Source organism: Leucobacter sp. 1207-22 (genome assembly GCF_052850455.1).
The window spans coordinates 443,932-463,784 of record NZ_VXCR01000001.1; the positions used below are offsets into that span (position 1 = coordinate 443,932).

General features: G+C 59.0%; 15 protein-coding genes and 1 pseudogene. 3 read left to right on the top strand and 13 right to left on the bottom strand.

Annotation, left to right across the window (positions count from 1 at the left end):
• Nucleotides 1-2 precede the first annotated feature (2 nt).
• Nucleotides 3-926, top strand: a complete 924-nt coding sequence (locus tag FW756_RS02015) for an A/G-specific adenine glycosylase (RefSeq protein ID WP_446428510.1) — start codon at nucleotides 3-5, stop codon at nucleotides 924-926.
• Nucleotides 927-1,199: 273 nt separating this feature from the next.
• On the opposite strand, the gene rbfA is transcribed toward FW756_RS02015, so the two are convergent.
• Nucleotides 1,200-1,700, bottom strand: a complete 501-nt coding sequence (gene rbfA, locus FW756_RS02020; protein WP_446428511.1) for a 30S ribosome-binding factor RbfA — start codon at nucleotides 1,698-1,700, stop codon at nucleotides 1,200-1,202.
• A 179-nt stretch (nucleotides 1,701-1,879) separates the two neighbouring features.
• On the opposite strand from rbfA, the gene FW756_RS02025 reads away from it, so the two are divergent.
• Nucleotides 1,880-2,581, top strand: a complete 702-nt coding sequence (locus FW756_RS02025) for a DUF805 domain-containing protein (RefSeq protein WP_446428512.1) — start codon at nucleotides 1,880-1,882, stop codon at nucleotides 2,579-2,581.
• 427 nt (nucleotides 2,582-3,008) lie between these two features.
• Here FW756_RS02025 and infB read toward each other — a convergent pair whose 3' ends face one another.
• From infB to FW756_RS02075, 10 genes and pseudogenes are all read right to left on the bottom strand, one after another.
• Nucleotides 3,009-5,816, bottom strand: a complete 2,808-nt coding sequence (infB, locus tag FW756_RS02030) for a translation initiation factor IF-2 (protein ID WP_446428513.1) — start codon at nucleotides 5,814-5,816, stop codon at nucleotides 3,009-3,011.
• A 75-nt stretch (nucleotides 5,817-5,891) separates the two neighbouring features.
• On the bottom strand, nucleotides 5,892-6,149 hold the full coding sequence (locus FW756_RS02035) for a YlxR family protein (protein ID WP_446428514.1): 258 nt from the start codon (nucleotides 6,147-6,149) through the stop codon (nucleotides 5,892-5,894).
• Nucleotides 6,150-6,290: 141 nt separating this feature from the next.
• A complete protein-coding gene (gene nusA / locus FW756_RS02040; RefSeq protein WP_446428515.1) occupies nucleotides 6,291-7,286 on the bottom strand; it encodes a transcription termination factor NusA in 996 nt (331 codons plus the stop codon).
• A gap of 107 nt (nucleotides 7,287-7,393) precedes the next feature.
• The gene (locus FW756_RS02045) at nucleotides 7,394-11,116 is read right to left on the bottom strand and encodes an FtsK/SpoIIIE domain-containing protein (RefSeq protein WP_446428732.1); all 3,723 of its coding nucleotides are present in this window, start codon (nucleotides 11,114-11,116) and stop codon (nucleotides 7,394-7,396) included.
• A gap of 192 nt (nucleotides 11,117-11,308) precedes the next feature.
• Nucleotides 11,309-11,959, bottom strand: a pseudogene (locus FW756_RS02050) (FHA domain-containing protein); the annotation flags it as partial.
• Nucleotides 11,928-12,560, bottom strand: coding sequence for a hypothetical protein (locus tag FW756_RS02055; RefSeq protein ID WP_446428516.1), 633 nt, complete (start codon nucleotides 12,558-12,560; stop codon nucleotides 11,928-11,930). The gene FW756_RS02055 and the pseudogene FW756_RS02050, both read right to left, overlap by 32 nt.
• Nucleotides 12,557-13,267, bottom strand: coding sequence for a hypothetical protein (locus FW756_RS02060; RefSeq protein WP_446428517.1), 711 nt, complete (start codon nucleotides 13,265-13,267; stop codon nucleotides 12,557-12,559). The genes FW756_RS02055 and FW756_RS02060 overlap by 4 nt, the downstream gene beginning before the upstream one ends.
• Before the next feature lie 16 nt (nucleotides 13,268-13,283).
• The gene (locus FW756_RS02065) at nucleotides 13,284-14,966 is read right to left on the bottom strand and encodes an alpha/beta hydrolase (protein WP_446428518.1); all 1,683 of its coding nucleotides are present in this window, start codon (nucleotides 14,964-14,966) and stop codon (nucleotides 13,284-13,286) included.
• A 314-nt stretch (nucleotides 14,967-15,280) separates the two neighbouring features.
• Entirely contained in the window at nucleotides 15,281-15,583 is a 303-nt protein-coding gene (locus FW756_RS02070) for a hypothetical protein (RefSeq protein ID WP_446428519.1), read from the bottom strand.
• Nucleotides 15,584-15,697: 114 nt separating this feature from the next.
• On the bottom strand, nucleotides 15,698-15,991 hold the full coding sequence (locus tag FW756_RS02075) for a WXG100 family type VII secretion target (protein WP_446428520.1): 294 nt from the start codon (nucleotides 15,989-15,991) through the stop codon (nucleotides 15,698-15,700).
• Between the two features lie 305 nt (nucleotides 15,992-16,296).
• Here FW756_RS02075 and FW756_RS02080 point away from each other — a divergent pair, with 305 nt between their 5' ends.
• On the top strand, nucleotides 16,297-16,491 hold the full coding sequence (locus FW756_RS02080) for a hypothetical protein (protein WP_446428521.1): 195 nt from the start codon (nucleotides 16,297-16,299) through the stop codon (nucleotides 16,489-16,491).
• Between the two features lie 4 nt (nucleotides 16,492-16,495).
• Here FW756_RS02080 and FW756_RS02085 read toward each other — a convergent pair whose 3' ends face one another.
• Nucleotides 16,496-18,262, bottom strand: a complete 1,767-nt coding sequence (locus FW756_RS02085) for a proline--tRNA ligase (RefSeq protein ID WP_446428522.1) — start codon at nucleotides 18,260-18,262, stop codon at nucleotides 16,496-16,498.
• 38 nt (nucleotides 18,263-18,300) lie between these two features.
• Nucleotides 18,301-19,806, bottom strand: coding sequence for a sensor histidine kinase (locus FW756_RS02090; protein WP_446428523.1), 1,506 nt, complete (start codon nucleotides 19,804-19,806; stop codon nucleotides 18,301-18,303).
• Between the last annotated feature and the right edge of the window lie 47 nt (nucleotides 19,807-19,853).

Genomic DNA, 19,853 nt, shown 5'->3' on the forward strand with positions numbered 1-19,853 from the left:
GGATGGCTGCGCAAGAGATGACTCAGGTGTTGAACGAGTGGTTCCGGCAGAATGCTCGCGATCTGCCGTGGCGTGACCCATCGACCTCTGCCTGGGGCATTCTTGTGTCGGAGTTTATGTCGCAGCAGACCCAGGTCGAGCGCGTGATACCACACTGGGAAGAATGGATGAGCCGCTGGCCGAAGCCATCAGACCTTGCGGCCGATGCTCCTGGCGAAGCGGTGCGCGCATGGAAACGACTCGGTTACCCCCGCCGCGCGCTCTGGCTCCACAAGGCTGCGACCCAGATCGCGACCGAGCACAATGACGTAGTGCCGCACGACGTCGATGTGTTGTTGTCCCTCACTGGTATCGGACCATACACAGCCCGCGCGGTTGCTGCTTTTGCATTTGGCGCCCCCGAACCTGTTGTCGATACCAATACGCGACGGGTGATCGCGCGCGCGGTACACGGAATTGCTGCCGCGGGCATGCCTGCGGCGCGTGACCTTGAGGACATGTCTGCGTTGCTTCCCTCAGATCATCGCGAAGCGGCAGTCTTCAACGCTGCAGCCATGGAACTCGGGGCTATCGTCTGCACCGCGCGCAAGCCAGCGTGCTCAGCATGCCCGATCGCAGAGCTGTGTGAATGGCGCGGATCCGGATTCCCCGACAATGCTCCCGTCAAACGTCCGAAGCAAGCCAAGTTCGAGGGCAGCGATCGCCAAGTGCGAGGACTCATCATGGCGGCTATGCGCGCTGCCGCAGGCCCGCTCACGCGAGAAGCAGCGATTGTGGCTGGGGTCGAAAGCGGTGCTGGTCGTGGCGGTGTTGGTTCTGGCGGTGTCGATTCTGGCGCTCGTTCCGATCAGGCCCAGCGGGCTTACGATTCACTCATTGCAGACGGACTGATTGTTGAATATGACGGGAAGGTACGGCTGCCGTAGAAGGCGAGATCGGGTTGCGTTGGGTCAGGTTGGGCCAGGTCGATGTCGCGCCGGTTTCGGGTCCGTCTCGCGCCCAAGTTGAGTGTCAACCACGTGAAAAGGCCCCTTTCTGACAAAAAGGTACGTTTCTGCCGTCAGAAACACCTAGTTTTGTTAGAAAGGGGCCGTTTCACGCATGGGAGCACGACGCTCACGCACGGGAGCGCGACATGAGAGCCAAGCTCGCGTGCACCCAGTGACGCAGCACCAGGCTCGCGCTTGAGACGCTATCTTCTAGCGCTCGTCGTCCTCGTCATCGTCGTCTGCCGCTGCAAAGAACGCATCCTCGTCGAAGCCAGCAGATTCACCTTCATCGGCATCGCGTGGCTTCTCGTATGGATCAGCCTCTCCCGCATACGAAGCGCCCTGCGCGAGCGCAGCGGCCTCTTCGTCACGGCGCTTCGCCTCAGCGAGCAGCTCGTTCATGTGCTGCGCAGTGTCAGGAAGCTCGTCGTGAATGAACTCAAGCGACGGGGTCAGGCGAGTGCCAAGCTGCTTGCCAACTTCGCTGCGAAGCATGCCAGTTGCGGCTTTCAGCGCAGCAGCTGTGTCAGCCTGTGACGAATCATCACCGAAGACGGTGTAGAAGATGCTCGCGTGCTGCAGATCTCCGGTCACTCGCACATCGGTGATCGTCACGAAACCAAGGCGCGGATCCCGCAGCCCCTTCTCCAGCCGACGCGCGATGATCTGGTGAATGCGCTCGGCAACTTTTCCGGCACGTGGATTACTCATACCTCCACTTTAGAGGATCTTGCGATTCTTGGGGTCTGGCGCTGCCCTGTTCCTGACCAAGAAAGTTCACAAAATGGCGTCAATGTGTCACATCCCTCGCGCACTTGGCTGTGATGTCATACCCTGAAAGTACATGGGCAGTCCACAGAAGGCCCAAGATTACCGAAAGCGACAGGATCATGAGTTTCCCCGAACCCCCGGTTGACCCGAACGAGCAGGCAGCAAACAACGCTGCGCAGCCGTCGACTCCGCCCGTCCCGCCTGCTGCACCGCAGCAGCCCGCGGCGCCTCAGTACGCGGCACCACAGCAGCCTGCAGCTCCGCAGTACGCGGCGCCTCAGCAGCTTCCGCTCCCCGGACCGGGCGAGCCTTTCGACGGCGCAGTCAACGCTGACGATCTCACCCGCCCGCTGTACGGCGCTTCATTCGGTGATGCAGTTCGTCGTTTCTTCAAGAACTACGTGAACTTCAGCGGACGTGCCTCACGCAGCGAGTACTGGTACGCGCAACTCTTCCTCTTCCTTGTGGGCCTCATCCCCGCGATTCTGATGTTCATTGGCTTCGCAGGAATTGCCGCAGCAGCGTTCGGCTCGGAGTACGGAAACAACGCTGCTGTCGTCGCTGGCGGTGGCACTGTCGTGCTCGCCGTTATCGGTGGCATTCTCGTTGGTCTGTTCACGCTCGCAACGATCATCCCGAGCATCGCGATTGGGTGGCGCCGTCTGCACGACGCGAACCTGCCTGGTACGCTCTGGCTCCTGAACTTGGCATCGATGATTCCGGTCGTCAACTACGTTGGCTGGCTCGCAAGCATCGCCTACCTCGTGCTGACGATCTTCCCGTCGAAGCCTGAGGGTCGCCGCTTCGTATCAACGAAGTAGCTCACACACGCGCTTCAAGGGGCTGCCCGTCGAACTCACCAGTTCGGCGGGCAGCCCCTTTTTGTGTATGTATGGGCGCGGATCTCGAAGGCTTCGCCGGACTTCCACTAGTGAGGCCATATTCGAAGTCGTCGGGCTGACACTGACGTGACGCTGGCAGCACCCAGCCGCCCGTGCCGATACGCAGGCTTGTCCACGTGGATCGTTCGACTGCGTGATGACACAGACCAGGGTCGCGAAATTGGCATGCGCAGAAGCAACGCCCCAGAAGCCCACCCCATCCACGCGCTCAAGATCACCATCAGAAACAACAGCAGAGGGCTTGGTCCGGCGTAGTGCCGGGCCAAGCCCTCTGCTGTTTCAATCGAGCCGATTCAGGGATGCGGGTCTGTGTCGATCCGCGCCCCGTATCGGGAGCTCGCGGGTATTAGCCGCGTGGCTTCTCAACCATCTCAGTGGTCTCGATTTCATCGCCTTCCTGGATGTCGTTGAACTTGCCGAGTCCGATACCGCACTCGAAGTCAACCTTCACCTCGGTGACGTCGTCCTTGAAGCGACGCAGCGACTCGATAGCGAGTCCGTCTGCGACCACGACACCCTCGCGGATGACACGTGCCTTCGCGTTACGAGTGATGACACCGCTGCGAACGATAACACCTGCGATGTTGCCGTACTTCGAGGAACGGAATACCTCGCGGATCTCTGCAACACCCGACTGGACCTCTTCGTACTCAGGCTTGAGCATGCCAGTGAGCGACGCCTCAATATCATCAAGCGCGTTGTAGATGACGTTGTAGAAGCGAACGTCGATACCCTCGCGCTGTGCACGCTCGCGTGCCTTGACGTCTGGGCGCACGTTGAAGCCGATGACGATTGCGTTGTCGATCGTTGCAAGGTCGATGTCGGACTCGGTGATCGCACCAACACCGCGGTGGAGGATACGGAGCTGAACCGACTCGTCGACCTCGATCTTCATGAGCGACTCTTCAAGTGCCTCAACAGCACCCGAAACGTCACCCTTGATGATGAGGTTGAGCGAATCAACCTTGCCGTCCTCGAGTGCCTTGGTGAAGTCCTCGAGGCTGAGGCGCTTGCGTGCCTTAGCGAGCATTGCGTTGCGCTCTGCAGCTTCACGCTTCTCAGCGATCTGGCGTGCGGTGCGGTCTTCAGCGGTAACGATGAAGTTATCGCCTGCACGGGGAACGCTCGAAAGGCCCTGAACCTGGACCGGACGTGACGGAGTCGCTTCGAGAACAGCATCGCCGTTCTCATCTGCCATGGCACGAACGCGACCGTATGCGGTACCCGCAACGATTGCATCGCCAACACGGAGAGTACCCGACTGGATCAGGACGGTAGCAACCGCACCGCGACCCTTATCCAGCTTCGCCTCAATCGCGACGCCACGTGCTGCCTTGTTCGGGTTCGCACGGAGGTCAAGACCTGCGTCTGCGGTGAGCAGAACAGCGTCGAGAAGTTCGTTGATGCCAATGTTGTTGCGCGCCGAAACGTCAACGAACATTGCGTTGCCGCCCCATTCCTCAGGAACGAGACCGAACTCGGTGAGCTGCTGGCGAACCTGGTCAGGCTTCGCGCTTTCCTTATCGATCTTGTTTACAGCGACCACAATGGGAACGCCTGCCGACTGCGCGTGGTTGAGCGCCTCAATGGTCTGCGGCATGATGCCGTCATCTGCTGCAACCACGAGGATTGCAACGTCGGTGACCTGAGCACCACGGGCACGCATAGCGGTAAACGCCTCGTGACCCGGGGTATCGATGAAGGTGAGTGCACGATCGTTGCCGTCGTGAGTGGTGTGCACCTGGTAAGCACCAATGTGCTGGGTGATGCCACCAGCCTCGCCGCCGCCGACGTCTGCACGGCGGATCGCGTCAAGCAGACGCGTCTTACCGTGGTCAACGTGGCCCATGACGGTGATAACCGGGGGACGCTTCTCAAGGACGTCATCGCCCTCTTCTTCGAGCTCAGCATCGATATCGATATCGAAGCCTTCGAGGATCTCGCGATCCTCGTCCTCGGGCGAAACAACCTGGATCTTGTAGCCCAGCTCGTCGCCAAGGATCTCGAACGTTGCCTCGTCAAGCGACTCCGTTGCCGTAGCCATCTCGCCAAGGTGGAAGAGAATCGTCACCAGGTTTGAAGCACTGGTGTTGATCTTGTCTGCGAAGTCCGAGAGCGAAGCGCCACGACGCAGGCGAATCGGAGTGGTTCCGTCGCCACGAGGTACCTGGACGCCACCAATCGACGGCGCCTGACGCATCTCGAATTCTGCGCGCTTTGCCCGCTTCGACTTACGTGCTTTGCTCTTAGAGCCGCCACGGCCGAATGCACCTGCGGTGCCAGCACCACGACCGCCACGGCCGCGACCTGCGAATCCACCACCGGGACGGGGGCCAGCAAAGCCGCCACCTGCACCTGGTGCACCGCCGGTGCCACCACCGGGACGGTTGAATCCGCCGCCGCCACCGGGACGACCTGCGCCACCGGGACGAGCTGCGCCACCGGGACGACCGGGACGACCCTGGCCGCCACCCTGGGGACGCTGTGCGGGACGTGGGATGTTGCCCGGGTTCGGACGGTTGCCACCACGCTCGCCGCCACCCTGGTTGCCCGAGAAGGCATTGTTACCGGGGCGGGGAGGACGGGGGATGCCCATACCCTGGCTCGACGCGAACGGGTTATTACCCGGACGGGGTCCAGCGGGCTTCGGGCCTGCGGGCTTCGGAGCACCGGGCTTCGGAGCACCACCCTTTGCTGCTGCTAGCTTACCAGCAGCAGGCTTTGCTTCGGGAGCCTTCGGCGCGGGTGCGCCGGGCTTTGGCGAAGAAGCCTTGGGAGCTGCTGCCTTGGGAGCGGCAGGCTTCTCAGCTGCGGGCTTTGCAGCCGCTGCCTTCGGTGCCGCCTTGGGCGCAGCAGGCTTCTCAGCCTTTTCTGCAGCGGGCTTCGCTGCAGGCTTGGGTCCGGGCTTGGGAGCGCCGGGCTTTGCTGCACCCTTGGGCGCAGCAGGCTTCTCGTCAGCAGCATCTGCTGCCGGTGCCTTTACGAGCTCTGGATGCTCGCCGACGTAAGCCGTGAGCTTACGAGCGGTGGGGGGCATGATCGTTGAAGACGGGCTCTTTACGTATTCGTTCAGTACGTTGTTCAGAACATCAACAGCAGTCTTGCTTTCGATGCCGAGCTTCTTGGCGATCTCGCTTACGCGTGGGTTTGCCACTTTTCTCCTGTCTGGGTTCACGCCCAGACAGGCGAGAACCATTATTAACGGACGGGCTTCATCGTGAGCCGTTCATTACTTATCCATCAGCGTTTTCAGCCTGTTCTCTAGGGGTGTTGTGTCTAGTTGCCCGGACACTTTCAACGCACGCACAAAAGCACGACGTTGCACTGCCTGGCTCAAGCACTTCGCGGTGGGATGTACCCATGCTCCGCGGCCGGGAAGTACTGCGCGGTCATCAGCTATGAGCTGACCCCCGTCTACTACAACCCGCAGAAGTACATCGCGCTCCGCACGAGCGCGACATCCGACGCATGTTCGAACCGCGTCCATCTTACCAGCTTCCGTAGTGCATGCATTCAGGCTCGGGAACTGGGGCTGGTCTGGGACGATGAATGCCCAGACCAGCCCGAGAACCCTGACTTTCCTGAGACCGCGCGCCTACGCGTGGCGGCCTCAGGAAAATGCGTTTTGTTAGTCGTTCATGATCGAATCTGGCTGGATGTCGATCTTCGCGCCCGTGAGCTTTGCTGCGAGTCGGGCGTTCTGGCCTTCCTTGCCGATTGCCAGCGAGAGCTGGAAATCGGGAACAAGTGCACGAACCTGCTTGAGCGATTCGTTGAGCATGAACACGTCGGTCACCTTTGCAGGCGAGAGCGCGTTTGCCACGAAGCGGGGAAGCTCGGGCGAGTAGTCAACAATGTCGATCTTCTCTTCGCCGAGCTCGCTCATGACAGCGCGCACGCGGCTGCCCATTTCACCGATGCAGGTGCCCTTTGCGTTGATGCCCGCCTGCTTCGCGCGGACAGCAACCTTCGAACGGTGACCTGCTTCACGGGCGAGTGAAACGATCTCAACGAGGCCCTCGCCAATCTCAGGAACTTCGCGCTCGAAGAGACGACGTACAAGACCCGGGTGGGTGCGCGAGACAGTGACCTGGGGGCCCTTAAGACCCTTTGAAACGCTCGTGACATACACGCGAATGCGTGAGCCATGTGCGTATTCTTCGCCTGCAATCTGCTCCTCAGGAGGGATGATTGCTTCAACCTCGCCAAGGTCAACGTGGATCATGCGAGGGTTCGGGCCCTGCTGAATCACACCAGAAAGGATCTGGCCTTCTTTGTCTTTGAACTGGCCAAGCACCGCGTCGTCAGAGAGGTCGCGGAGACGCTGATTGATAACCTGCTTTGCCGCGCTTGACGCCACTCGGCCAAACTCATCTGCGGTCACGAACGCTTCACCGATGACGTTACCGTCTGCGTCAACCTCGGGAACCTTCACCGAGATTTCGCCGCTCTTGCGGTCCAGGATCACGCGTACGTCGCGCTCGTCGGGGACGGAGAGCTTCTGGTTTTCTGCGTGACGCAGGTAAGCCTGCTGGATTGCCTGTTCGATGATCTCGACCAGCTCGTCGAAGGGAATTTCCTTCTCGCGCTCGATCTGTCGCAGAGTGACGAGTTCGATCTTCACCGTGGCCTCCTATGAAATATTCAAATGTCTATTCAGATGTTGCTCGGATGCATCACAGCATCAGAGCAGATCGTTCAGTCTACCGCACCAGGCTGCTATTGGCCTGATCACTCATCTTTTTCGCCCGTACGGGCGAGTTGCACCGCATAGGACTTGCCATCTTCAATCACAATTCCCCGTCCAGGTGGATACTCCTCCTTCGGCACGCGGCCCAGTCCAGCGAAGGGCTGTTGCATCTCGTTCTCGTCCGGTCGCAGCAGCACACCCCAGGTCGGATGCTTCACCGCTTGCGCGAGCTCCCAGATTCCGCCCGCGGATCCGCATTCAAACTCACAAATCACCAATATATTGGCGTGCTGAGCTCGTTTGGCTGCCTGGCAGAGTGCCGCGAGCGGAGCCAGCGCGGCGGTTCCTTCTGCAAGCGCGGATCGTTCAACCACGATGATTCGCCTCACACCGGCTTGGTCAGCTGCGCACCAATCTGCGAGGCTTCGCGCGGCAGTTGCGATCTCGTCGGCACCCGTAATGACTCGGTCCCATAGGAACCGACTTGCTAACCCGGGCTGTGCAAATGTAAGCAGCACGTTTTCTTGTGGTTCGCTCACATGCGCTGCCGAGGCAACAGCAGTGCATGTGAGCGCCGCTTCTGTGGCTCCGTGCCCGCTTCCACCGGCTACAACCACCAGCCCCCGCGCCGGGATCCTCGCGAGGGATAGGTCACGCACTCGCAATCCGACTCCTAACCGCTCCGTCAAGCTCGAGGCGCGCGCTGCCCACTTATGCAGGGCATCAAGCATGAGATGCACCGGAGCCTTTTGCACCGTGGCTACGGGCTTGACACCATTGGCCAGCAATTGCGCAGCTCGCCCTTGCAATTCGTCGTCAAGCTCCCGGAGGTCGGATGCCGCTGCAGGCAGGGCGAACTGGATCAGCCGGGTGTCCCCCGCTGCCAACGCACGCCCAGGTCCGGCGTCTTCAAATACATCACCCTTCACATCGACGGCCGCGTAATCGATCGCATGTGCGAGACGAAGGGTGAACTGTTGCTGCACGTGTGCAGCAAGCCGGTGCGGCATGCTTGCTGGCCGATCCGCGGTCAACACCACGTGAACCCCCACCGCACGTCCATGCATCATGATTTCGCCAAGCGCATCCATCAGCTTGGCGGTTTCACTCTCACGCTCGGCAGCTTGCCGGAACGCCGCAATCCCATCCACGAATAGGAACACCCGGGACACTGGATCCGCAGGATTTACAGCTCGATAGGCAGTGAGTGATGCCGCTCGCGCAGCGGCGAACTGACTCCCCCGCTTGGCAACGTACTCTGTGAGACGACGCAATGTCCGCTCCACCAGTTCCTCATCGTGTAGTGGCACCACTGCCCCGACCGTTGGTAATACTGCGATTGCTGCTAGCCCACCGTTGTTCGCATCGATCCCGTAGATTTCAACTGGTGTTCCGCTGTCTGCCTCGCTCAGCTCTGCGGCGAGCGCGATCAACGTTGTAGTTTTTCCCGTGCCGCTCGCCCCATAAATAACGATGTTCCCGTCAGATTCAAAGTGCGCAGCGATCGGATACTGCGCCTGCTGTGCTGGGTCATCGCACAGACCAATGACTGGCTCATCACCAGGTAGGTATTGCTGCAGCCCCGATTCAGCTTCTCTCAACTGGTGAAGCTGTTGAAGCGTCAACCGGGTGGGAAGTTCGTCAAGCCACGGACGTCTTGGTGCTGGCATCGCCTCTGCCCTGGCCGCATCGATGATGGCATCCCGAAGTCGTTCGATATCTCGTGTCTGCTGCCGACTTTTCCGTGACTGCCGTTCCTCAGGACGTATCGGCCATGGCGCTCCTTCACTCACTCCAAAGGAGCGAATGATGATCTCTGGTTTGTCATCATCGGTTGCGACCCCGCCAAGATACCCGCTCTGGAAGTGGGTCACTCGACCTGGTCCAGTCTTGACCATCGCCCGGCCGGGATTTTCTGGCGGAAAGCAGGCGGCCTCTGTTGTTCCGATCACGTCTCTGCTATCTGATTCGTCAGCCATTCGGAGCGCAATTCGTAGATTGGTATTCGCGCGGAGATTGTCGTTGATGACACCTGCCGGTCGCTGCGTCGCCATGATGAGGTGCAGTCCCAGTGATCTTCCACGTTGGGCAATATCGATCACCCCATCAACGAACTCTGGGATTTCTGCTGCTAACGCAGCAAACTCATCTATCACTATGACCAGCGCCGGCGGTGCAGCTGAGTTCCCCTCGCGTTCCAACACGGCGAGATCTTTTGCGCCATATTCGGCGAGGAGTTCTTCCCGTTTCCTCAGCTCAGCTCTGAGGGAAGTGAGGGCTCTCCGCACCAGGTGCGGGCTGAGGTCGGTCACAAGCCCCACTGTGTGCGGGAGTTCCACGCACTCAGCAAATGCTGCCCCACCTTTGTAGTCAACAAGCAGGAGGTTCAACCGCTCGGGACTCACCGTGGCGGCCAAGCTCATGATCCAGGTCTGTAGGAACTCCGACTTCCCTGCGCCAGTGGTCCCGCCGACGAGGGCATGGGGGCCGTCCGCTTTTAGATCGATGCTGACCGGCCCCGCGGAACCTTGCCCTACCGTTGCGGCGAGCGTAACGGTCTGCCCGAATCCCTGGTTGTCTCTGCATCTTCGCAAGCTCCCCGAGAGCTGCCATGCGACCTGTATCGGCGAAGGCCCGCTCAAGATATCTTGCGGAATGACAGCACTGAGGTTCACCCTGGCTGGCAATTCAGCGCTGACCCGGTCGATCTCAGAAGCGTCCACAACGGGCGCAAGCATCCGCGCAATAGTGTGCGCCTTCTGGGGTTCCGTGCGTTCTATGCCGGTGAGCACGACCACCTGGTGTTCATGCACAAAGTGGACGCGGGTTCCCTGTTCGTCTGCCGTCACAAAAGTTCGACATACGCCTGGCAGTTTGGCGGGACTGTCAGCCATCCAGACTGCATGAACGCCGACGCTGGGTCCGCGCTCTGCGATCCCGATAAGCCTCGCTCGGGCGTATCTCGGTTCACCAAGCACCAACACGATTAGTGGCTGAAATTGGCTGGATTTGGCGCCAAATGTGTTCGAACCGGCCCGGTACTCAATCAACTCTTCTACTGCGGCAATGAGAACTTGTGTTGCCTGCTCCGTCGTACCGTCCCCGAGTTCAGCTAGGGGCCAGTGCCCGAGCATAGATTCAGCTGATCGAGTGTGCGGAATCCACTTCAACCAAGACCAATCCTCTGCGATCTGTGCATCGACAAAGCTCACCACTCCAACTTCAAGCGGAGAATGCAGCGTGACGAGCTGGGTCACTAAGGACTGTGTCATTCGGCTCGCAGTCGATAACTCGCCTGCAATGCCTAAAGCTCCACATCTGGTGAGCTTTTCTACGACGGGAACTGGTCCAACTGTGCCGTACGCAGCGGCTACAGTCTTGAGCTGACCCCACGATTCTGAGGTCGCCTCGTTTCTCGTCGGCAATCTCACTTGTGTTCGACTCGGCAGTGTTGCTTCTCCGAGTCTGACGGTCAGAAACGCCTCATGCTCAGATCGTCGGCACCACAGGAGTTGGTTTCGAACGGCAACGGCATGTTCGGTCGCCTTATTCCCCGGATGTTCCTCATTTCTGGTTTCCACTTCGTCGGCTGAGAGAGCTTGTAGTTCCCGCTTCTCGATTGCAAGCTCATCAACGAACTGCTTGGTCTGCCGGAGAAATTTGCGATTGCTCGTCGACTTATTGTCGAGCCAGGTTCCCAACATCATGAGCGGAGAGAGAGCCATCATGACGAGGCTGAGAGGTGACTTTGTGAATGCGAACATCGCCCCTCCGAACAGGACGGGAGCAATCAACGCAATTGTTGGAATTCGAACAGGCTCAGGTGGCTTCGGTGCGGGAGGTAGTTCACGCTCTGAAGAGGGGAACCGCGGCTCGACTCTGGGGCAACACACATGTGCACCCGGCTCAACTCTTCGTTGCCCCTCTGAGTGCGCTCCCCAAGGTGTTATTTGTAGCTTGACCACACCGACATCAACCGTGACAGCAGCGTCCACGGGGAAGACGTCGACCTGCCTGTTTGAGATGAAAAGGCCATTGGCAGAGCCGAGGTCGCGAAGCTCAATATGCCCTGTGTCGCGCACTTCCAGTAGGGCGTGCCTTCGCGAGACGCTGTGGTCGAGCAGACGGATCCGGTTTCCTGAATCACGCCCAATCGTGTTCGTCCCTGGTACAAGACTGAACTTCGCACCGTGTTGCTCACCGCAGAGCACCTCAATTTCCCCGACAGGCTGAATCTCTCTCACTGCGTCCGGCTGGACAGCTTGTTCCAGGACCGGTCGTATCGTCGCCCCCATTACGTTGCTTGCACGGCCTATGAGGGAGTGTGGATCACAGATCCACTCCCGTGCTTGCCCAGCCACACGCACACTCAGGGTCAACGGAGCAGCTCCGTAAAGTGCGATCTTTTCCAGCTCAGGATTCCCGGTCACGCCGGCTCGCACCAGTGCAGAAGCGACATCCGAGACCGTACTTGTCGCCACACATTCAATGCTGACGTCGCGTGGTGAGCCGTCAGGCATCACCGTGGTCACGTGGAGTTTCACTGGTTCGTACTCCAGCTCGCGGCGACGGTGCTCATGTCCGCATGCCTTGCCACCACTCGGCATCCATCACGCTTGGCTGTCTGTCGAGGCCCTTGAGATTCAGCATCGAATGGGCTGAGGAACAAGGTGATTCCACCGTCGCAAAAAGTGACTCTTCGCTAACGTGAATGGTGATGGTTGCCTCTCCGTTTACTGTGGCTTCGTACTCCCACTCACCTGGCGTTGGCTCGTCATAGAACACGACGAGCCAGCTATCTGCATCAAGGTACGCGAACATGCGTTCCGCGGATTCTACGTAGTCAACGTCAGTCCCAGTCAATGTGAGTTTCTCGTGGAGACGGTTTCTGCTCTCACGCTCGTTATCACGCACTTCACACGCAACTGGGCGAAGCGCATCAAGCGCAAGCAGTCTGTTCTCGGGCTCTCCGTCCCAAGCAACATCACCGTTTGGGGAAGTCACGGTCCACCCAGTACCAACGCCGGTGGCCGAAACCAATTGATCATAGGTGAGGCCCATCCAGCGTCTGAGATCCACGAGTTCGGAGTCGGTAGGCCAACGAGAGTCTTTGGCTTCTGTGCTGACGCTACAGCCGGTGATCATCAGCGCGCTCGCGCACATGAGGACGGTCAGCGCGGATCTCCAAGCTTTAGATCGATTCGTCATCGCTTCGTTTCTTCGTCGAGATCGAGTTCTTCTTGTGGTTCAGCTGGATCCCTCTGCATCGGGCTCCAAACAGCACGTTCTTCCTTGGTAGCGGGGAGTCTTCGAAATTCCTCCAAGACTGGCTCCAAGACACTCGGCACAGTATCCCGGTCGATGCCGCCGTAGTGCACTGGCCTGGACGAACAGGGGGCGTCAATAATCAGCGAGAGGCCATAGGGGAAGGCGCTCAGAATCACTCGTGCCCGGTCAGTTCTAGATGCACGCACGCTCCAGTCATCAGCCTCAGTTTCCGGTGAAAGGTGCACGTCCCAGCCGTCACTCGATAACAGCGCTGCAACCCGCAATGCCACAACAGGTGCCCCGTTTCCGCTATCGCTGTTTTTTAGGACCACACGTGATTGGTTCCCATCAATGTCATCCGGGGTTTCATTACGGCAATATCCGACCCCTAAGCCGTTGAGTAGCCGAGCGCGTGCCTCACGTTCGTCGGACCACTCCATGACGGAGGAACCTTCATAGTTCTTCCACGAGGCTGAGGTTCCACTTGCGTTGATCACAGCATCGAGTTGCGCCCCGATCCACCGTCGCGATTCGACCGTGGTCGCTCCACTCCGCCAAATCGAAATGTCCTCCGAGTACGTGCACCCCGTGAGGAGCAGAGCAAGAATGCTGAAGATCGAGATGCCTCTGTATTGCTTGAGTTTCAAATTGCATTCCCTTCGTTCATCTTTTGCCGATAGATTCGCTAAATCCATCGAACGTGTCTGTGCCAATTGGACGTGAAGTGATGAGCGCGAATGACTCGAGCGATTGAGTTCCAAGATCCAAATACCCATGCCCGACGGTGGCCGAACTGCCTGCGATTCTGGTTGCACCGGCCTCACCAATGACAGAGTGACCATCCGTCTCTGTAAAACCTTGCTTGTTATCGCCTTCAGCAGAGAAGATCAAAACTCCAGGCATGCTCCGCGGACCTGCGGATCCAATAACCCTTTGCGCATGATCGTCAAATGTCTTTCGGCCCGATAGCATTGCTCCTGTAGAAGCCAGCAGATCGTCATTTGCGTGCACCGCGAACACAGCGGGTTGGCCAGGTGCTCGATCCTTAACGTTGAGCGCACGAATTTCCGGGACAAACGATGTGTCGACCCCCGCACTTCCAAACGAAGTAAACGAATCCACTGGATACTTCGTGCGAGTCAGTGCAATCGCAGCGGTGTTCACGCCGTATGAGTGCGCGCCTACGTTCATGACAGGTAAGCCTGCCGTAAATGCCTTCCTCGATTCGAAAGCCCCATCGAGTTCCGCTGCAAAACGTACAGAGCCCCGCTCCGCCTTCGAGGAACTCAAGACTCCTTTGGAAGTCGCAACATCAGCAAGTTTGGGAGTGTCATACCCCAGCCAAAGCACCACCGCATGCTTCCCTGCTGCACCCAAAATTCGACTCTGGACCGTATGCACATTCTGACTGGCATCATCCCAAGTACGAATTGCGGCGGCTGCATCACTTTCCATTCCAGCAGCCAGCCAGGTAATGCGTTCGACCTGATCCAGGTCACCGTAGCTGAGAGAGGCGCATACCGTGTCTGCATAAATATTTAACGAGACAACTTGACGATCAACATCACCGATCTCAACATTGTTTTCTCTGTCCACTGCCAGTTGAATGCCTGAAAGCAGCCTTGCAACATCACTCGAGATACCGGCAGGGTTTGCCGCAATTCTTCGAAGTGTTTCTCTGTTTGCTTGGTCCCGGACCTCAAACGGCAGCCCCGGAAGGTTGCCGATGAGCAGGGATCTCTCGGTAATCAGCAGGTCCCTTTGTGCTGGCTCGAGCGCAGACCACCATCCAGCTACCTGATCTGGCGCCGGTGGTGATTCCCACCAGTCATCAGGGACACGAGTGCCGAACAGATTCTCAAACAAATGGTGTTGAATCTCAAAGTTTGCGCCCTCACTTTTCACACCCCTGATCTCTCCCGTGAGCCCAAGTGCGATTGTTCTCTTCGCGCCTACACTCGACGAGTTCCCGCTAAGCACTGACAGATGCCCGACCGGCGTATCTCGCAGCGAACTCCGCAACTTGTCTTCTGAGCTTCGCCTTCGTTCCCACAGCGCACCCCACTTTTGTGGTGCATTGAGCGCAACTTCGATGGCTTGCTTCCATTCGTTGGTGGCAGCCGTCCAGGAGTACTCGTACATGTTGCGTATGTGGGAGATCATGGCTTCTCTGGCCGCCGTGTCCATTGCATCACCGCGAGAATCGAGCAAAGGAGGTGGAAATGGTGTGGGAACCTCGTTCCAATACCGCGGCACAGCACCAACTCTGCCAATTTCGTCAGCAATCTCTGAGAGCTTCGCCTCAGCGGTGCGGATCGAGGAGAATGCCATTTCGGTGTCGATCATGACAGCACGTGCCTCACGGTGGATGACTGAGATCTCGTCAGCGTAGGAGGCTAATCCGGTCTTCGCATCATTCGCAGTAGCGACTACACGTTGTGCACCGGCTGAAAGTGTTTCCTGCAGCCGGACTCGAAGTCGATCAACGGCCTCCGATGTTTGGTGTGAAAGCCATTCTGCTGCGGAGCGCACGGCGGAGTCATACCCTGATGTGTCGCGTTCAACATCGGCAATAAACTTCCGTACCGCCTCTAGCTCTGCCGTACCGCCGCTGATGGGTGACGCACCGAGATGCTGACGGATGTTTGGAAGCACGATGCTCACTTCCCGTCACCCCGCAAAGCAAATCCCGTCGCAAGCACACCCGCAAATTCCTTGTCTAGCGAGGTCAGCTCCCCGCACAGCCCGCGAATATCGCTGTGAGTTGTCTTCGCGGCGTCAGCAAGTGCAGCACGAGCGACCTGCAAGCCAAGAAGGAATCTTGTAATTTCATGGCCAATTCCGGTTACGCCGGCCGCCAGGTCTTGGGGCCGGGCAACGTTGTTTTGCACCATGAGATTACCGCCGTAGACCAGCTTGTTTGCTGCTTCTGTTAGGTCGTTCAGCCCGATGTTGAGTAGCACCAATTCAGTACCTCCAGGTGGAAGAAATTGTCATTCACAATCACGATTGGGGTCGCCGACACCGCCGCCCACAGTTCAACGGCTTGCAGCGTCAGCGACCCCACAAAGTTGGGACTACTGAATGCGAGATGCGATCTGCGCGTCCATCTCCTGATGCGCCTGCGCAACGCTCAGAACAAACTGACGGATTTCGGTGAGCTTCTCAACGACGGTGTTCGTCGATGCGGTGTACTCGGCATAGGAGGACTCAAAGCGCTGAGACGCGCTGTCCGTAACGAACCCCGAGGACACGAGTGACTGGATCTGCTGTTGCATTTCCCTCAGCTTGCCGATGATTTCGGTCTTACCTGCATCGAGCCGACCAGCCGCAGCGTTGAGCTCATCGTAGGAGATTGTGACGTTTGCCATGGGGCGTTCCTTTCAAATGGTTTGGCAACGCCCCCGTCAGCCAAAATGGTGTCGCACCAGGGTGGTGCTTCAGCAGCTCTCTCGTGCCATCCCCGCCAGGGAGTAGTGCTGATATCCATGACGTTAGTAGAAACCAGTGCTGTCTGAAGCGGCGAACTCAAATCTGTGGATAACTGGCCTTATCTCGTGCACGCTCAGCTTTGTGCGCAGCGCAGAACAGCTCAGAGCAGCACCATTCCTGCGCGTAGCGGGGGCCAAAGGCACCGAAAACGACACTTTCTCTTCAAAATCCCAATTCTTGGCGCATGAAACTTGCCTTCTCGGGAGAAACCCTTCATTTCAAGGGCCTGGCCACAATGATCCGCCAATCTCACTCAGGCAGGGCACAAATCAACGCACGCCAACCAAGCAAACACACGCAGAAACGCAAAAGCGCGCTCACCCCGAAGGGCAAGCGCGCTCCCAAGCCAGAGACCTGGCTGAAACTACAACGTGAATGACGTATTACGCACCAAACAGTGCGGGCACGTCAGCGATAGCAACCTTTTCCTTGGTGCCAGCGGCACGATCCCAGACCTCTGCGAAACCCTCAGCTGCATCTCGTCCGATCACGACAACGCGAGGCACACCGATCAGCTCGGCATCGCCGAACTTTACGCCTGGCGAGACCTTGGGGCGGTCATCGAAGATGACCTCGATGCGAGCTGCGTCGAGCTTTTCTGCGAGCTCGGTCGCGATCTCCTGGATCGCGGGATCCTTGCCCGTTGCGACAACGTGCACGTCAAACGGAGCGATCTCGCGAGGCCAAATGAGGCCGCGGTCGTCGTGGTTGAGCTCAGCGAGGATCGCCATGATGCGGGTGACGCCGATGCCGTACGAACCCATGGTGACCGTGACAAGCTTGCCATTCTCGTCGAGCACCTTGGCGCCGAGCGCTTCTGCGTACTTACGACCGAGCTGGAAGATGTGGCCGATCTCCATACCGCGTGCAGTCTCGATGGGGCCTGAGCCGTCAGGTGCGGGATCGCCGTTGCGAACCGTTGCAACGTCTGTAACACCGTCAGCGGTGAAGTCGCGGCCTGCAACGAGGTACGCAACGTGCTTCTCAGCGATGTTTGCACCGGTCACCCAAGAGGTGCCCGAAACTACACGGGGATCAAGCAGGTAACGAACACCAGTCGAACCCTCTTCACCGAGCACAGCAGCGCCGTCGAGTGACGGGCCGATGTAGCCAGGGACGAGGCCAGGATGCTTCTTGAGATCGTCGGCCGTTGCGGGTTCAACCTCGCAGTTGGGGAAGGCGACCTCAACGCGCTTCATGTCGACATCGCGGTCACCGGGCAGGCCGATAACAACGACCTCACGATTGCCCTCGAGATCCGTCACAGCGAGCACAACGTTCTTGAGCGTGTCGGCAGCGGTCCACTCACGGCCGTCCTCACGAGCGAGCACAGCGTTGGTGTGCGCGACGAGGGTGTCGATCGTCGGGGTATTCGGCGAATCGTAGACGATCGGAGCAGGCTGACCGTCGAAGGGAATTTCTGCGGGAACCGGAGTCTGGTAGGCCTCAACGTTTGCCGCGTAGCCGCCAGCCGAGCGCACGAAGGTGTCCTCACCGATTTCGATCGGGAGCAGGAACTCTTCGCTTCGTGATCCGCCCATCGCACCGGCATCAGCCGCAACGATTGCGTAGTTCAGGTTGAGGCGGCTGAAGATGCGCTCGTACGCGTCGCGCATCTTGTCGTAGCTCGCAGCAAGGCCCTCGTCCGAGACGTCGAACGAGTATGCGTCCTTCATGGTGAACTCGCGACCGCGCAGCAGGCCTGCGCGGGGACGAGCCTCATCGCGGTACTTATCCTGAATCTGGTACAGGGTGACCGGCAGCTCCTTGTACGACGAGACGATGTCCTTCACCATCGTGGTGAAGGCTTCCTCGTGCGTGGGAGCAAGCAGGTGGTCCGCACCGTGGCGATCCTGGAGGCGGAAGAGCGCGTCACCGTACTCTTCCCAACGACCGGTTGCCTCGTACGGCTCACGCGGCAGCAGCGCAGGGAAGTGCACTTCGTGCGCACCCGCTGCGTTCATCTCCTCACGGATGATGTTCTCGAGCTTGCGACGAACACGCAAGCCCAGAGGCATCCAACCGAATACACCCGGCGACTGGCGACGAATGTATCCTGCACGGACCATGAGCTTGTGGCTGGCGACCTCTGCGTCTGCAGGGTCCTCGCGGAGGGTCTTCAGAAAGAATGAGCTGAGCCGGGTAATCACCCGTCTATCGTACCTCTCGGAACGACCCCCGCACCAAGCTACAGTGTGGGAATCGGACGCGTTTCTGCCGCGAGCCAGTGCAGCGGCACCTCAATGGCGACACGGGTGCCGCCTGCAACGTCAGCTCCCCAGACAATCGAACCGCCCAGTTCACCCTCGATCAGGGTGCGAACGATCTGCGTGCCCAGGCCGTCGCCGACCGTGCCGCCTGGCAGGCCGGTACCGGAATCGATGACCTCAACTGCGAGTCGTTCCTCGGTGCGATCCGCCTTGATGAACACTTCACCTTCACGGCCAGCGAGGCCGTGCTCGACCGCGTTGGTCACAATCTCAGTGAGCGCCAGGGCGAGCGGCGTCGCATACTCAGAGGGGAGCTCACCAAATTTGCCCATGCGCTTGAGCTGCACGGTCGTATTGTGCAGCGAGGCGACCTCAGCTGCGAGCCCGAGCACACGGTCGAAGACCACATCGAAGTCAACGATCTGTGAGAGTCCTGTCGACAGGGTGTCATGCACAACCGCAATAGCTGCAACGCGGCGCATGGCCTGGCCCAGCACCTGCTTCGCTTCTTCGCTGCGCGCACGGCGAGCCTGCACGCGCAGTAGTGAAGCCACAGTCTGCAGGTTGTTCTTCACGCGGTGGTGAATCTCACGAATCGTTGCGTCCTTCGTAATGAGTTCCTGCGCCTGCTGGCGCACCTCGGTCACGTCGCGTGACAGCACCACACCGCCAACGCGGGTGTTGCCGTGATAGATCGGAATCGAACGCAGGGTCACTGACCTGCCGCGAGCGTGGATCTCGTGACGACGGGCAACCTTGCCCTGCGCAATCAACGGCAGCGACTCGTTCGTATCGAACTGCCCCTTGACGATCTCAGCAATCACCTCAGCAAAATTTTCGCCCTCGATCTCGTCGCGGTAGCCGAGCATCGAGAAGGTGGTTTGGGTGTTTGGGCTTACGAACGTTGCCGTTCCCTCGAGGTTGATGCGCACGAGCCCGTCAGCGGCGCGCGGCGCTCCCTGAGCACTTCCCCACTCTGAGTTCATCGAGGGGAAGAGACCGGTCTGCGCCATGCCGAAGAGATCCTCAGCGATCTCCTTCGAAGCGGCTGCGATGCGCGATGCGACCTGCGTATCTTCAGCGCTCGTGTGCACGGTGAGCACTGCGAATGGACCGTGCACGCCACCCTGCTCGTCACGACGACTCACCGAGTAGGCGGTCAGGCGCATCGGATGCTCCTCGTACCAAGCAGGCGATGTCGACGCAGCAGGTTTCTGGGTCTCCATCGTCTTATCGACGACCTCGCGCCAGTCATGGCGCAAGAACTCACCGATGATGTCGCGGTAGAAAAGCGTGATCGAGCCAGCTGGGCGACTGTGCGCAATCGCGAGATAGCTGTTCTCTTCGGTTGGTACCCACAGCACTACGTCGCTGAGCGAGAGATCAGCAAGCAGCGGGAGGTCGAGCCCGAGGCGCTCGAGCCAATCGATCTCTTCTGGTGAAAGAGTCGAGTACTTCGTGGTGAGTGAGCGCAACGTTGGCATGTCATAAGCCTAACCAAGTGTGCATGGCATCGCGTCGAGATCACGAA

Excerpts from the sequence above, each read along its gene's own strand:
- FW756_RS02075 (WP_446428520.1), bottom strand. The coding sequence starts at position 15,991 with ATGGCAAACGTCACAATCTCCTACGATGAGCTCAACGCTGCGGCTGGT.
- FW756_RS02025 (WP_446428512.1), top strand. The coding sequence starts at position 1,880 with ATGAGTTTCCCCGAACCCCCGGTTGACCCGAACGAGCAGGCAGCAAAC.
- rbfA (WP_446428511.1), bottom strand. The coding sequence starts at position 1,700 with ATGAGTAATCCACGTGCCGGAAAAGTTGCCGAGCGCATTCACCAGATC.
- FW756_RS02015 (WP_446428510.1), top strand. The coding sequence starts at position 3 with ATGGCTGCGCAAGAGATGACTCAGGTGTTGAACGAGTGGTTCCGGCAG.
- FW756_RS02055 (WP_446428516.1), bottom strand. The coding sequence starts at position 12,560 with ATGACGAATCGATCTAAAGCTTGGAGATCCGCGCTGACCGTCCTCATG.
- FW756_RS02065 (WP_446428518.1), bottom strand. The coding sequence starts at position 14,966 with ATGATCGACACCGAAATGGCATTCTCCTCGATCCGCACCGCTGAGGCG.
- FW756_RS02045 (WP_446428732.1), bottom strand. The coding sequence starts at position 11,116 with ATGTTCGCATTCACAAAGTCACCTCTCAGCCTCGTCATGATGGCTCTC.
- FW756_RS02090 (WP_446428523.1), bottom strand. The coding sequence starts at position 19,806 with ATGCCAACGTTGCGCTCACTCACCACGAAGTACTCGACTCTTTCACCA.
- FW756_RS02035 (WP_446428514.1), bottom strand. The coding sequence starts at position 6,149 with ATGGACGCGGTTCGAACATGCGTCGGATGTCGCGCTCGTGCGGAGCGC.
- FW756_RS02080 (WP_446428521.1), top strand. The coding sequence starts at position 16,297 with ATGAAACTTGCCTTCTCGGGAGAAACCCTTCATTTCAAGGGCCTGGCC.